The 12276-nt window shown below is 61.2% G+C and carries 17 protein-coding genes; 9 read left to right on the forward strand and 8 right to left on the reverse strand.

Annotated elements, in window-relative coordinates:
* Positions 1-157 precede the first annotated feature (157 nt).
* The 5 genes from FKR81_RS37610 to FKR81_RS37630 all read right to left on the reverse strand — a co-directional run bounded on the left by FKR81_RS37610 (position 158) and on the right by FKR81_RS37630 (position 2991).
* A complete protein-coding gene (locus FKR81_RS37610) occupies positions 158-991 on the reverse strand; it encodes a S1 family peptidase (protein WP_235922140.1) in 834 nt (277 codons plus the stop codon).
* Between the two features lie 158 nt (positions 992-1149).
* Entirely contained in the window at positions 1150-1452 is a 303-nt protein-coding gene (locus FKR81_RS37615) for a hypothetical protein (RefSeq protein WP_146359121.1), read from the reverse strand.
* Between the two features lie 9 nt (positions 1453-1461).
* Complete coding sequence (locus FKR81_RS37620) at positions 1462-1863, reverse strand: recombinase family protein (RefSeq protein WP_146359123.1); 402 nt, start codon at positions 1861-1863, stop codon at positions 1462-1464.
* An 85-nt stretch (positions 1864-1948) separates the two neighbouring features.
* Positions 1949-2524 (reverse strand): DivIVA domain-containing protein, encoded by a 576-nt coding sequence (locus FKR81_RS37625; protein ID WP_146359124.1) that lies wholly within the window; start codon positions 2522-2524, stop codon positions 1949-1951.
* The gene (locus FKR81_RS37630; RefSeq protein ID WP_222598534.1) at positions 2521-2991 is read right to left on the reverse strand and encodes a globin domain-containing protein; all 471 of its coding nucleotides are present in this window, start codon (positions 2989-2991) and stop codon (positions 2521-2523) included. Before FKR81_RS37630 ends, FKR81_RS37625 begins: the two co-directional genes overlap by 4 nt.
* A gap of 485 nt (positions 2992-3476) precedes the next feature.
* On the opposite strand from FKR81_RS37630, the gene FKR81_RS37635 reads away from it, so the two are divergent.
* The 4 genes from FKR81_RS37635 (at position 3477) to FKR81_RS37650 (ending at position 6782) form a co-directional block, all read left to right on the forward strand.
* Entirely contained in the window at positions 3477-4649 is a 1173-nt protein-coding gene (locus FKR81_RS37635; RefSeq protein WP_235922141.1) for a helix-turn-helix transcriptional regulator, read from the forward strand.
* A gap of 9 nt (positions 4650-4658) precedes the next feature.
* Entirely contained in the window at positions 4659-5381 is a 723-nt protein-coding gene (locus tag FKR81_RS37640; protein ID WP_146359126.1) for a 5-formyltetrahydrofolate cyclo-ligase, read from the forward strand.
* Positions 5382-5577: 196 nt separating this feature from the next.
* Positions 5578-6201: a NucA/NucB deoxyribonuclease domain-containing protein gene (locus tag FKR81_RS37645; RefSeq protein WP_146359128.1), complete on the forward strand. Its 624-nt coding sequence runs from the start codon at positions 5578-5580 to the stop codon at positions 6199-6201.
* Positions 6189-6782 carry a hypothetical protein gene (locus FKR81_RS37650; protein WP_146359130.1) on the forward strand — a complete coding sequence of 198 codons (594 nt, stop codon included), beginning with the start codon at positions 6189-6191 and terminating at the stop codon, positions 6780-6782. Before FKR81_RS37645 ends, FKR81_RS37650 begins: the two co-directional genes overlap by 13 nt.
* Positions 6783-6789: 7 nt before the next feature.
* On the opposite strand, the gene FKR81_RS37655 is transcribed toward FKR81_RS37650, so the two are convergent.
* On the reverse strand, positions 6790-7020 hold the full coding sequence (locus FKR81_RS37655; protein WP_146359132.1) for a hypothetical protein: 231 nt from the start codon (positions 7018-7020) through the stop codon (positions 6790-6792).
* A gap of 130 nt (positions 7021-7150) precedes the next feature.
* On the opposite strand from FKR81_RS37655, the gene FKR81_RS37660 reads away from it, so the two are divergent.
* Both FKR81_RS37660 and FKR81_RS37665 read left to right on the forward strand, forming a co-directional pair.
* The gene (locus FKR81_RS37660; RefSeq protein WP_146359134.1) at positions 7151-7501 is read left to right on the forward strand and encodes a histone-like nucleoid-structuring protein Lsr2; all 351 of its coding nucleotides are present in this window, start codon (positions 7151-7153) and stop codon (positions 7499-7501) included.
* Positions 7502-7555: 54 nt separating this feature from the next.
* Complete coding sequence (locus FKR81_RS37665) at positions 7556-8260, forward strand: hypothetical protein (RefSeq protein WP_146359136.1); 705 nt, start codon at positions 7556-7558, stop codon at positions 8258-8260.
* A gap of 106 nt (positions 8261-8366) precedes the next feature.
* Here the strand turns inward: FKR81_RS37665 and FKR81_RS37670 are convergent, their stop codons facing one another.
* Entirely contained in the window at positions 8367-9530 is a 1164-nt protein-coding gene (locus FKR81_RS37670) for a hypothetical protein (protein ID WP_146359137.1), read from the reverse strand.
* A gap of 344 nt (positions 9531-9874) precedes the next feature.
* On the reverse strand, positions 9875-10981 hold the full coding sequence (locus FKR81_RS37675) for a hypothetical protein (protein WP_146359139.1): 1107 nt from the start codon (positions 10979-10981) through the stop codon (positions 9875-9877).
* Positions 10982-11162: 181 nt separating this feature from the next.
* On the opposite strand from FKR81_RS37675, the gene FKR81_RS37680 reads away from it, so the two are divergent.
* From FKR81_RS37680 to FKR81_RS37690, 3 genes are read left to right on the forward strand one after another with little or no spacing between them, the layout of a single operon-like run.
* Positions 11163-11480 (forward strand): hypothetical protein, encoded by a 318-nt coding sequence (locus tag FKR81_RS37680; protein ID WP_146359141.1) that lies wholly within the window; start codon positions 11163-11165, stop codon positions 11478-11480.
* 15 nt (positions 11481-11495) lie between these two features.
* A complete protein-coding gene (locus FKR81_RS37685; protein ID WP_146359143.1) occupies positions 11496-11765 on the forward strand; it encodes a hypothetical protein in 270 nt (89 codons plus the stop codon).
* Entirely contained in the window at positions 11766-12065 is a 300-nt protein-coding gene (locus tag FKR81_RS37690; RefSeq protein WP_146359145.1) for an intracellular growth attenuator family protein, read from the forward strand.
* Positions 12066-12276: the final 211 nt, after the last annotated feature.

Below are 12276 nucleotides of genomic sequence, written 5' to 3' on the forward strand. Positions count from 1 at the left end.
CTCTCCCGGCCCACCAGCAGGGGCACGATCTTTCGTCAGGACTCAGACGTCCAGGAGGAACGAGTGCTCACCTGCCAGCGGCTACCAGACCCGAGTCTGCCCGACGGGCGACTCACGACTCATTAGGTGGAGCGGTTCATCTTGCAGGGTTAGGGCGTTAGTTCACGCCCACCAACTGCGCTTCCGCCTCAGCCATCTGCGCCAGCAACTCCTCACCGTCCTGGCGTTTGCACGTCCAGATGGTGTCGGCGATCCAGCCCCGGTACGTCGGTACGTCCTGCCAGATGCCCACTCCCGGCTTACCGTCCGGCCCCGTGGTGCAGACATTCCTCCGCATTTCCCAGTCGTCGCCGTCCCCTGTGGTTGCGCCAACCAGCCACCAGCTTCCGAACATCCGGCGCACCTGCGGCCCGCCTGAATCCCCGAAGCAGGCCATCCGCGCTTGCCCATCCCTTGATGCAGTGCACAGCTCGTGCTGCGGATCGAAGAACACCTTGCCCGTCGTAGGGTCGACGACGTTGCACGACGCATCAGGCACGAGCGCGGTGTCCAACTCCTGGAGCACCTTCGGTGACTGGCGGCAGGTGGGGTCGTTCACCAGATCACGGTCACAGGTCACGCCCCACCCCATGATGCGCGTGCCGGTGCCAGCTCCACCCGAACGCGGCGCGATCTGAATCGGCTTCTCGCGCACCGCTTGGTCCAGCTCCACCAACGCGATGTCGTAGCCCGGCTTGTTCGGATCGTACTGCGGGTGCACCACAGCTTGCTTGACGCCCACGAAACTGCCGCCCGCGGTGCGGTCCAGTGACCCGATGCGCACCTTGGTTTGGTCGGGCACCACGTAGCCCATGCAGTGCGCTGCCGACACCACCCAGCGCTTGGCGATCAGACTGCCGCCGCAGAAGTGCGAACCATCGGGCCGTTGCAGGCTGGTCATGAAGGAGTAGACCTGCGTGGCGTCGCGCCCACCCACGATGTAGGGCTTCACCGGCCCGTGTTCGTCACCGGGAGGTGGCGGCGGGACAGCGGCGGCCAGTGGCGTTACCGTGCAGAGCGCCACGGATGCCAGGCACGCAGCCCGCACCGCCCGCATGATATTGCTTCTCAAGATCTTCCTTTCCCTTGGGTATTAACAAAAACCGGGTGTCATTCGCCCGGAGTCCTGTGATCGGTAATGCGCGGCAGCACTTCGGTTGGCTCGGTGATCCACCAGTACGGCCGCACCAGGTTCGGCATCTCCGATTCCTCTGTTGGCCAGAGGTCGAGCGGCTCGGTGGGGTCGTCTGCTTGTGGCAGCGGAGGCGGTTTCTCGGGCGACACTTGCTGCCTGGCCCACGCGGTTGCTCGTGCACGACGCCTTTGCTTCCGCCAGTCGCCGAGCAGCCACCACCCCACGCCAAGGGCAATCACCACCAGCACGGCGAACGCCAGCTTGGTTAGCGTGTCCATGGTGGAGCGTTAGGGTTCAGGGGTGGCGGGTTCTTGGTGGCCAGTCACAAGCACGGATGGCCTGCCTCGGTTTGCGGCTAGCACCGAACAGCCGAGCACCTTGAACCGGTCGAGCAGTTCAACCCGCTTCAGCGGCCACTGCGACACGTGCCACGCACTCGGCACGAGCACGCTGTAGGGGTGCAACTCGCGTACAACATCCAGCAGCGTCAGAAAAGCTGGTCGTTCTACCTCTGTCCGTACCTGGTAGTCGATGAACACCGTGTCGAGCAACAGGCCGTACTCGCCCGCCAGGTCACGCAGCGCGGCGCGCTGCACCTCCACGCGTTCAGGTGAACCGTCACCGACGCGGACGTAGCCGTAGGCAAGGCGCAGGCTGCTTATCACCGTCGTCCCTTTCGCCGCAGCCACGCCGCCCAGACCAAGCCGATAAGTGCGAGGCAGCAGGTGGCAAAAGCCCAGACCTCTAGCCACCAGGGGTCGGCGGCTTCCAGGTTCACCGGCTACCACCGGTTGCCCCTCGGCCGTCGGTGACCACTGCATGTTCACCAGTGCCGAACTCGCTGCCTTCGAACCGTTCCAGTTCTTCGAGAAACCCAGCGCACACCGAGGTCAGGTTGACCCGCATGACGTGCACGAAGGCCCGCCAGTAGGCCCGTTCTTCGCCATCGGGCGTTACCGCTCGTGCTGCGGCTTCGGCTTGTTGGTGCGCACTAAGCAGCACCTGGTCGTATTGATCGTGTGCCTGTCGTTCGATCTGTGCGGCCAAGCGGTGTGCTCGACCCACCAACTGTTCGGCTTCCTGCTGAGCCCGGCTGTGGAGATGCACTTCGGCTGATGTCGGCGCGCGCACGCCTTGTTCCGGGATGCCGTGTTCCTGCCGCCAGTTCTTAACCCGCTGCACCTCAGCACGTGCAGCGCTGAGTTGGGTGTGCAGCTCGGTCAAGCTGTCGGCCACCACATCGAGGAAGGCATCGACTTCGTTCTCGCTGTAGCCGCGCTGGCCGAACCGGCTACGGCCAAAGGTCACTGTCTGCACATCGTGGGCGCGCAGCGCCCGTTTGCGGTTCACGACTGCTCGCTCCTAGCGGAAGAACTTTCTTCTGCGGTGGGGAGTTCGCCGCTGATCTGTTCAACCTCGGCTGCGGCGTCCTGCATGACGCTGGCCACCAGTTCGTAGGCGGCCTGCCATTGCTGGGCGAGTTCATTTGTCCACAACTCGCCCAAGAAGTAGGCCAAGGTGGCGATGAGGCTCTGACCCACGGGGGCGTAGTGCTCCGATGTGGTACCGAACTGCACATGTGTTGCGCCAAGCCGCTGTAGGTACGGCACCAACTCATCGGTCCGGTCGGCGCTCGACACGATTCGTCCGAGCGCGACCACGAACTTGTCGCGCTGGCCCGCCATGACCACCGGGAACAGCTCACGAATGTCCGGTCGGCTCAAGGCAAGGTGGGAGTAGAAGAACAGCGGTACTTCGTCGCCGTGCGCCAGTACCGAGGACCAGCTGGCGCGTAGCGCCTCAGCATCAATGCTCACGTTCAGAACACCTCGATCAGGAAGCAGGCCCGCTTCATCTGGTCGCACGGCCACTCCTCGCCGCAGGCGTTGCACAAGTCGAACTGGCGGTGTGGGGTGTGCAGGAAAAGGGCGATCACTACGCGGCAGTACAAATCGGCTGGCTCGGGTGGTACCGGCTCCGCAGTCGGTAGTTTTTCCATACGTACCAACGGAAGTACGGGCGCCAAGCTCACCATGACCGCCTAACCCTCAAGCACTCTGTGGTCTGTGGGTGGCACCCAGCGCCGGGGTACGGCCATCGGCGAAACCGTCGGGGAGAACATCGCCGATGTGCCCTTCCAGGTTTTCCACCCGACGCCGGGTGCCTGGCACCGACAATGACGATCACAAGCAGCTCTTGACAGAGCAGCAATGTTGTGACTTTGGTGCATGAAATAGGCACTGGTACGGTTGACCAGCGGTAACAGACTCAGTACTTGCCGTCACCGAAGCGGGGGACGCTCGTGGGCAAACGGATGCGCCTGGCCAGCGCACGCAAGGCGGCGGGCTACACCCAGGAAGGTCTTGCCGAAGCGCTTCGGGTTGACCGAAGCGCCGTGTTTCGGTGGGAGGCGGGCAAGAGTGAACCGCTGCCGTACCAGCAGCCAAAGCTGGCTCGGCTACTGGGAATTAGCACGCGTCAGCTCGACGAGCTGTTGCATGGTGCAACCGAGGTTCCGGCGGATACACGCCAGCCGCATGATCGCGTTGCCCATGCCCTCCAGCACCCTGGCTCGGTTGACCTCACCACCGCTGCGCAGCTGCGCCAAGACGTTCACGGACTCGATGAACGCTACGACCGCGCGCCATCAACGTCGCTGCTTGCTGAGACGGGGCAGTGCCTCGGCCAGATTGGATTCCTCCGGACTCACGTCACGGCCAACCGCGTTCGCCGTGAGCTCTTTGCCGTTGAAGCAGAGTGCGCGACGCTCATGGGCCAACTCGTGTGGGACGCCTCGCAGCGGCGGGACCACTCCACGGCGCGCGGCTACTTTGATCAGGCTATTCACGCTGCCAAGCAGCTCAACGACCCGGCCGCCGAGGGGTTGGCGCTGCTGCGCAAGAGCTTCGTAGCGCTCTACGGCGACAAGGACGCCGAGGCCGGCTTGAGCTTAACGCGCCAAACCGCGGCGACGACCAAGACGACAAGCCACGTTCTCACTGGACTCGCGGTTCTACACGCTGCCGAAGCCCACGCCATGCTGGGGCAACAGGCCGAGTGCGAGCAGGCGCTTGAAGCTGCTGAACACCACTTTGGGCGCATCAGTGAGGTTGATGCCGCCTTCGAGTTGTACTCGCCGACCCAGCACGGCCGCTTGGCTGGTTCCTGCTACCTCTTTCTGAACAAGGCCAAGCAAGCCCAACCCATCCTCGAAGCCACCGCCCGTGAACTGCGCGATCGTTCCAAGTCGCAGGCCATCGTGCTGGGTAACCTCAGCCTTGCCCACCTTCGGCAAGGTGAGCTCGACGGTGCTGCCACGGTGCTGCACCAAGCCGTTGATGTCGTCGAACAAACCTGGGGCGGTGGTGGCCTCAACATCGTGTTCGGTGCCTGCCGTGAACTCCAGCCTTGGCGGAACGAAGTGGTCGTGCAGGATGTGTATGACCGGGTGATGGCCTTGATGGCGGCAACGTAAGGGGTAGCGGTGGCGGATGTTGACCAGGCGAAGCAAGCGGCTCGCGAGCGCATGTGGTCACTGCTTGAGCGTGAACACGCTGTGCCGCCTGGGGTTCATGGCCGCATCCCGTCCTTCTTCGGCGCAGAGGACGCTGCTGCCCGGCTGGCTAAACTGCCGGAGTGGCACGACGCTCGAGTGGTTAAGGCCGTTCCGGACACCCCGCAGGAGCCGGTGCGTGCCCGCGCCCTTCGCGAGGGCAAGCTGGTCTACATGGCCGTGCCGAAGTTGGCTGAGGACATGCCGTTCTACTTGCTCGACCCGGCTGAACTGACAGTCACGCCAGAGGAAGCCGCCGCCAGGCGAGTCGCCGCTCAGGTTGGCCGCAAGGTCGACGTCGACGCCATGCAGCCCGTTGACCTGATCGTCTGCGGCAGCGTGGCCGTGAACCAGCGCGGTGTTCGGCTCGGCAAGGGTGCTGGTTACTCGGACATCGAGGTGGCGCTGCTGCAAGAAGCTGGCCTCATCGGGCCGGGGACGACCATCGTGACGACGGTGCACTCGTTGCAGGTGGTCGATGAGGACCTTCCCGAAACTGCGCACGACTTCAGCGTGGACATCATCGTTACGCCGGAGGCGGTCATCAGGTGCGGGGAACCCAGGCGACCGCGTGGACTGCTCTGGGATGACCTGCCGCCGGAGAAGATCGCGGCGATCCCGGTGTTGGCCGCGAGGCAGAAGGCGCGACGTTGACGTGCTACTCACTTGAAGCACGGCCTTGGTAGCGCAAGAAGGCCCGTATCTTCGTGGCCGGCGACTTCACCGTTAGTCACCGCTTTCAAGCTGACGAGACAGACGGGTGAACTGCGTCAGTACCCCTCCCGCTTGCGTCACGCTGCCTCCACCCTGAGCTGATCTACCTGCTCCAGCTTCAGGGGGACCTTTCAGCGTGGGCAAGAAAACCGGCTCAGGCGTGTTGCCGCTGGCCGTCGTTGCTGCGGTCGTTGTCGTTGGTGGACCGCAAGTTATCGATGGCTTCCCGGATCTGCTCGGCCTCGGCGGCCAACCCGCGACCGCGTACAGCGTCGCACCCGGCGCGAAGCCCAGGACCGACAAGTGCACCGCGGACCAGCTCCTCAAACAGCGGCAGTGTGACGACCTCAAGGTCGTGCTCATCGACGCCGCCAAGATGCCCTTCATCGCGCAGAACATCATCGCCGCGTGGGCTGAGGGCAAGCCGTTCATCATGCACAAGGACGCACCTGGCACCGATGACGCCAAACGCAGTGTTGTCTGTGGTTCGGGCGTCTTCACGAAGACGTTCCCTGACGGCAGTTGTGACGAGTATGTGTTCGCGTCCACTGTGGAGGGTGGCCAGTGGGCAAACGTGCGCACCCAAGAGGTGCCGCTGCGCGAGCAGAAGTGCCAGGGCGGCACGCTGCGCCAGGAGTACCGGCGCGCGGGGATCACCGAGGGCAGCGCCTTCATCGTGGTCATCACGAACCCGGATAAGGTCGCTACCACGCCCTACGCCGGAGTCGACATCGCGAAGGACCAGTCATGCCAGAGCTGAACCAGAAGTACGACTGGGTCAAGCATCTTGACGTGGTGCTTACCTTCGCCGTGGTTTCCGGCCGCAGTGTGGATGATGCAGTCCGCACCTACGGCGGTAATCCGGCCGAACCGCAGCTCATGACCACCGTCGAGGCCGAAGACGCGGCGCTTGATGACGAAGGCCATGCCTACGTGCAGGTGTTCGCACACCAGGGCGCCGTGGTCGCCCTGGAGAACAACAGCTGGAGCGGCACCATCCCTGAGATCGCCCGCCGGGCTTCAGCCGATGGTGGGCACTTTTTCAGCGTGCACTGGAACGTCAACGGAGCCTTCCAGGTCGTCGAGGCGGACGGCGGGAAGGTCACCGCCTTCTTCGACCCCATGCGCGTCGGCGCGAATGATCCCGGCGAGGTGCAGCCGGCCTGGCTCGATGACGTGCACTTCGAGCCGGGCCAGCTCCGCACCGCCTGCCTCACCTTGGTTGAGCGGCAGAGCGGGATCGTGTTCGCGCAGGAGTGGTTGGTGAAGAAGCTGCCGACTTACCGGATTCCTGATGTGGATGAACTGTTCCGCAGTGTGGAAGGTGCGAGCACGCCTTAACGTGCGATCAGTTGAACGTCATCGCGAGCTTGTTCTTCGAGTTCCGCGGTCGTGTGCAGCGGTGGCAGTAGCGGAGCAGCAACCCGGCGGCTGCTCCGCACGCCGAGGCGGCCCCGCCCATCCACCAGCTCGCTTCCTGGATCGCCAGCACCACGTCCACCACCATGACCGCGAGGAACACCACGACCAGCAGCCCGAGCCGACGGCGGTCGAGGTGGCAGCCTTCACGGTGGCGCATGAAGCTGCGTCGTCTCAAGGAACCTTCGTGTTACCGCGGAAAACTCTGTGTCGGTGCGCCAGCAGGCAATACCGATCTTGCTAAAGTCACCGTTTCAACGCGACGTTCGCGCAACCGAATGGAGTCGCCCGTGGCGCAGAAAGTTCTCGTGCAGCTCATTGACGATCTCGATGGCACCGCCGCTGAAGATGTTGAAGCTGTGAGCTTCGGCTTGGACGGCGTCACCTACGATATCGACCTTAAGCCAGGCAATGCCGCGAAGCTGCGTGACGCCCTGGCCGACTTCGTTGCCAGCGCTCGCCGCAGCGGGGGCCGCACCAAGAAGGCCACGAGCACCAGGCGCACCGTTGTCGCCGAGTCCCGCACCAAGGAGCAGACGAAGGCCATCCGTGAGTGGGCACGCAACCAGGGCCACGAGCTCTCGGACCGTGGCCGTATCCCCACCAGCATCATCGAGGAGTTCGAGAAGGCGCATAGGTGAGCGATGGATACTAACCAAGGGGACGCGATTGAGCTGCCACCTCACGTTCGATGGGTGCGCATTACTGCCTTTGTCGCCCTCGGAGTGTGCGAAGTATTGCTGATCTTTTGGCGTCTCGGCGAGCGGGTTGCACAAAATTTGGTGGCAAACTGGGACGTGAGTGACTGGATAGCTCTTTGCGCCGTCATGGTGGCGTTGGGAGGACTCCGGTTCGCACGACGCGCTGCTGTAGCTGCTGAATCATCGTCCAATAGTGCCAGTAGGGCGTTGGATATAGCGAAGGACTCCGCTGAATCGGCGGCCATTTCAGCGCGTGCAACTGAAAAGTCGGCTGATGCTGACAGTCGTATGGCGGCCATCGCGGAGGCCAATCAACACGATGCCCTGGCGCCAAAGTGGTTAATCGAGGTAGGTGAACCAGGTGAGAGAGGAATTCTCCTCAGGCTTCGCTACGAGGAAGGGCCCTATGAAGTCGAGGTAGATGTTACAACGATCTGCGAGATTTTCGAAATAACAGATCAAAGCGACACGTTCGAGGTTCACCTACACCGCAAGCGCTTCCATCACCCGGTCTTGCATCCGCACGAGATGTGGGAGGTAAGGATCGACTTTGAAGAGGGATGGAAGATATCGCACGTGGAAGCCATGGTTTCCATCCAAGCAATCGACCTTCACGTTGTTGAGCGAGAGCCGTGGTTCAGAGTGCAACACTGCTATTCGCCACGTCGGAAGATTGCCAGGGCGCGCTTCATTGAATAGTTCGCAGGCGGCCATATCCACGACCACCTTAAAACTCCGGCACATTCATTCCCTGTGTTCAAGATGCAATCAGGCGCGGCATAGATGCCATCTTCTGCGCTTGTCTCTAAATCTTCACGCAGGACGTAGAAGCTGAGACCGTCCGGCGGTCGCTGTTCGTAAAGTACACCTCTACGTACGCGCAACCACTCGCAGTTGTCATCATTGGGCTAAGAGCGTACAGAATAGGGGAGTCGTGGCGGCCGTTGGGCCCATCCTCTGGCTCGGGAAAATCAAAACTGGTCTTGGTGCTTGGACGATGCGCGATGACGTGGAGTGTCCATCCGTCTGGTATCTTGTATGTAGCCGTCTCGTTACGCTCGTTCCACAGCACTCGTGCCCATATGATGGTTTCACACTCCGGTACGGTCGAGCGACGTAGTTCAATAACTGCGACGTCCTTGCCGTCTGGTCCCATCACAGGCGGTTTGTTCTCTTTGAGATCCTCGCTTGGACGTGCCTTGTCAGCGCATACACTATCGCGCTCAACCTCCTTGCTGCGAGGATACTTGCCGTAGCCGCGAGGATCCTTACCATCGTAGCGTTGTTCCAGTGCGCGAATATCTTCCGCTTTGGTTTCAGGCCCCTTGGAGCTTGACGGGCTGCCTATCCGTACCATCCCGGCCCAATCAAGTAATACGATGATAAAACCAATGGCAATGGCTGCTGCGGCTACCGATTTGGCTACCCGGATGGTGAGGCGACGCCACTTTGCCGTTGGCAGGACCAAGCCAAGTTCAGAATATAGTTTCTTGGCTGCCGCTGGAGTTGCTCGAACATACTGCAAGTAGTGGTAGAGCGCTTCTGCGGCTGCTTCTGTCCAATGATCCTGCTTGTCGCGCGCCTGACGAATTTTTATCGGCGGGTCTTGGTGCGTTCCTGCAAGCAGCAACCTGACGGGTTTCCATGCCGTGCGTCTCTCACGATTCTTCAGAGGAAAATCCTCAGTGGCTGGCTCACGCGCAAGAATTTTATCTATATCGTCTTCGGAGTACTGCGTGAAGCCGAGCAGTTCACCGGCTGAGCGCACATCACGCTTAGCTCTGGCTTCGTGCTTGATGGCCTGGAGCAAAACGTAGTCGAGAACTTTCGGTCGTTGCGGTTCATCAAGCTCGGGTAGCTCAAGCCAGGCGGCAACGGTGGCGTACAAATCGCCGCATTCTTTGAGGCGTTCGTGTGGCTGGCGGTCATCTCGGCGTTCTTCTCCCATGACCGTACGGATGTCTCTCACAACCTCTTCTTGCACCCAACCCGCACCCACTCGTGGCCTCCAAGTTCACGTGGTTGAAACACGCTACCAGCGCTCTGACCTGCTTGCCGAGATCCTGCCGTAAAGGTGCAGATACCTCGCAGAAGTAAATCTCTTCATTAGGCCGGACGGGTGCTCTTAGCTCGCATCAAGCGCTGCAATCGCGGCGCAGGGGCGCGAAATAAGGGGAATCATGGGCGAGTCTGAGAAGTGACGCAGGGGGATTAAATCAGTCGAGGGCGGCATATTGCCGCCCTCATCTTTTTAGTCTTCTGTTTCGCCCATTGCATGCGGCCCTCGATTAGGTTTTGCATATTCATTATAGATCAATCGTCAGGCCACTGCCATGCTATTCCATGCAGCTTGCGTGTAAGGAGTCCGCCCGTGGGCTCAAAGTGCTTCTGGATATAGATGTGCTCTGTGCAATCGAAAATCTCAAGGTGTTGCCCCAGAGTCTCGTCGGGTTCGCGTAGCCCTTCGGCACGGGATCGGGAAATAAACCACCAGGCGCGTGCCGGCTTCATCTCTGGAGTGAAGATGAGTTTGAAGTCAACTCGCTTAGCGCCAGACCTGGGTGTCCAAAATACGACCGGTGAGCAGCGTGCTGCACTGTTCACGATCACGCGGTAACCTACTGAATACAGTCCGTCTTGTGGAGTAAGCACGCGGGGAAGCTCGAACGTGACATCTCGTGTTCCATCTTCGAGCTCAAGTGACTCGGACAATCGCCAGCCAAAGGCACTTTCAACTTGAAGTGCGCCCCTCTGTCGATCGGCGAAATACTCAATCACCCATGAGGAAGTGCGAACGGTTCCGTGGTTCGGTGCGTAAAGTTGCTTCACAACATCGTGTCGTTGCATCGCCCCGGAAGGTGTGAATCTATAGGTCGATGAGTTCGCGTGTACTCGGGGGAATAGGTTTACCTCGATTTCTTCGGAGTCCTCATCTTGACTTAAGGGTTCGTAGGCGGTATTGCTGTATTGCGCGGAGAGTTCGTATGCGGCTAGATGGTTGGCCACGCCTTCTATTGCCTCGTTCTCGCGACGCTCGAACTGGCGCAAGCTGTGGATGTGCATGGCGCGTACGGCCGGGTCGGGATGGCTTTTCAAGTAAGCTTGGAAGCTGCTGCGTCGTCTCGTTACTCCCATTGCTTGAAACTTGGGGTCGAGGCGCATTGCGGCCAGAAGTCCTTCACGTAGAAACGGATCGCCGAGCCGCTTGATCAGTTCGCCCAACTCGGTGACACAGGCTTCTGTCGTGGCCTCGACTCCGGCACGCTGAACTCGGCGCTCTAAGGCAGCGTAAAGCTCGGGGTACTTCAGAAGCCGCTCAGGGGTACATCCGGCGTCCCGTCGAAGTTCCCTAAGTGCACTTACGTACATATCACGTACATTCGATGTACTTTGCGCGTCCCTTGTGCCTTCCAAGTTCATTCGACGTTCCTTACGTGCCGTTGAGCTACACAAGCTGAACGTTTCCACGCGGCCTGGGCTTACTTACTCTCGAATTAGACCGTCATCTCACCTCCCTAGCTTCGCCAACTTACTGGAGCTAGGGCGATGGCGGTTTGGCTGTTGTAACTCGCCCATTTGGCCTACGCAGGGGAGCAGGAACATGACAGGGGAACTTCAGCGCCTCTCGTCGCAAGCCGAGATGCTGCCGATCATGCGGACGCACGGAGGCTTGCTGCCTTCACCTGAGCTGCGGCAACTCCAGACAACCCTTCGGCAGGAAGTTGCCGACGGCGTGGTGAAGAAGGCGCGCATCCACATCGCCACCGACGTGGCGATGGACGCGATGGACAGTGTGAGGGATGTCGACAGCTACCGCCGTTCGCTGGCGGGCAACGACCAGACCCTCAACGCGCTGCTGGCCGAGGTCGAGATAACCCACGCCCAGCACGTTGGCCGCATCCAGCGCGGCTCCGTGTAATAGGGCGCCGCGGACATGGTGAAGAAGCTGATGTCCAAGGTGACTGCGGCCGTGCGCAGGGACCAGCCGATCAAGGGCACGCTTGTGATCGAGCAGCCGGTGGCCGCGGAGGCACGTGAACGTGCCGACATCGAGGACGCGCTCAGCGCATTGGTGAACGTCGACCACTACGGCCGACAGCTTGCTGGTGATGACCCAGCTCTTCGCCGCCTCTTCGGTGGCTTTGAGCTGACGTTGGCACGGCAGCTCGGCCAGCAGGTTCGGCGTGCTCCCAAGGATCGGTAGATGAGCACGCCTTCCGACTGCGTGACGGCCCCTGTTACGGCGGCCGTCTCCGCTTCCACGGTCTTCTACTTCATCGACGGAAACTTAGGGCCGCTCATGTTCTGGTTGGTGCTGCTGGGTATCGAGGTGGTGGTGCTCGGAGTCTGGTTGTACTTCTGCCACCCCGGTGTGCGGGCCACGAGGGCCATGCGCGCCTCGGTGAAGCAGGGCAACCAGCAGCGCGAGGAGATTTGCCGGGCCACCGACGCCACCAAGGCCGAGATGGACCGAATCGCGCGCGACTGGGAAGACCGCTGGTGATCAGGCGGCTTCGGGCGTGGTTGGTGACTGCCCTTCTGCTGGCAGTCACCGTCCGTGTGCTCTGGTGGTTGGTCGAGCCGATGGTGCCCTACCTCATCACCGGCTTGGTGCTCGTCACCATCCTCGGCTTCATGTGGTACCGCGCCACCAAGTGGTGACGGTCTTCTTCTTGTTCTTCTTGCCGAAGCTCGTGATGAACGTGTTGAACTTC

The sequence above is a fragment of the Lentzea tibetensis genome (assembly GCF_007845675.1).
In the GTDB taxonomy this organism is placed as follows: domain Bacteria; phylum Actinomycetota; class Actinomycetes; order Mycobacteriales; family Pseudonocardiaceae; genus Lentzea; species Lentzea tibetensis.

Excerpts from the sequence above, each read along its gene's own strand:
- FKR81_RS37615 (WP_146359121.1), bottom strand. The coding sequence starts at position 1,452 with ATGGACACGCTAACCAAGCTGGCGTTCGCCGTGCTGGTGGTGATTGCC.
- FKR81_RS37650 (WP_146359130.1), top strand. The coding sequence starts at position 6,189 with ATGCCAGAGCTGAACCAGAAGTACGACTGGGTCAAGCATCTTGACGTG.
- FKR81_RS37655 (WP_146359132.1), bottom strand. The coding sequence starts at position 7,020 with ATGCGCCACCGTGAAGGCTGCCACCTCGACCGCCGTCGGCTCGGGCTG.
- FKR81_RS37675 (WP_146359139.1), bottom strand. The coding sequence starts at position 10,981 with ATGAACTTGGAAGGCACAAGGGACGCGCAAAGTACATCGAATGTACGT.
- FKR81_RS37680 (WP_146359141.1), top strand. The coding sequence starts at position 11,163 with ATGACAGGGGAACTTCAGCGCCTCTCGTCGCAAGCCGAGATGCTGCCG.
- FKR81_RS37685 (WP_146359143.1), top strand. The coding sequence starts at position 11,496 with ATGGTGAAGAAGCTGATGTCCAAGGTGACTGCGGCCGTGCGCAGGGAC.
- FKR81_RS37690 (WP_146359145.1), top strand. The coding sequence starts at position 11,766 with ATGAGCACGCCTTCCGACTGCGTGACGGCCCCTGTTACGGCGGCCGTC.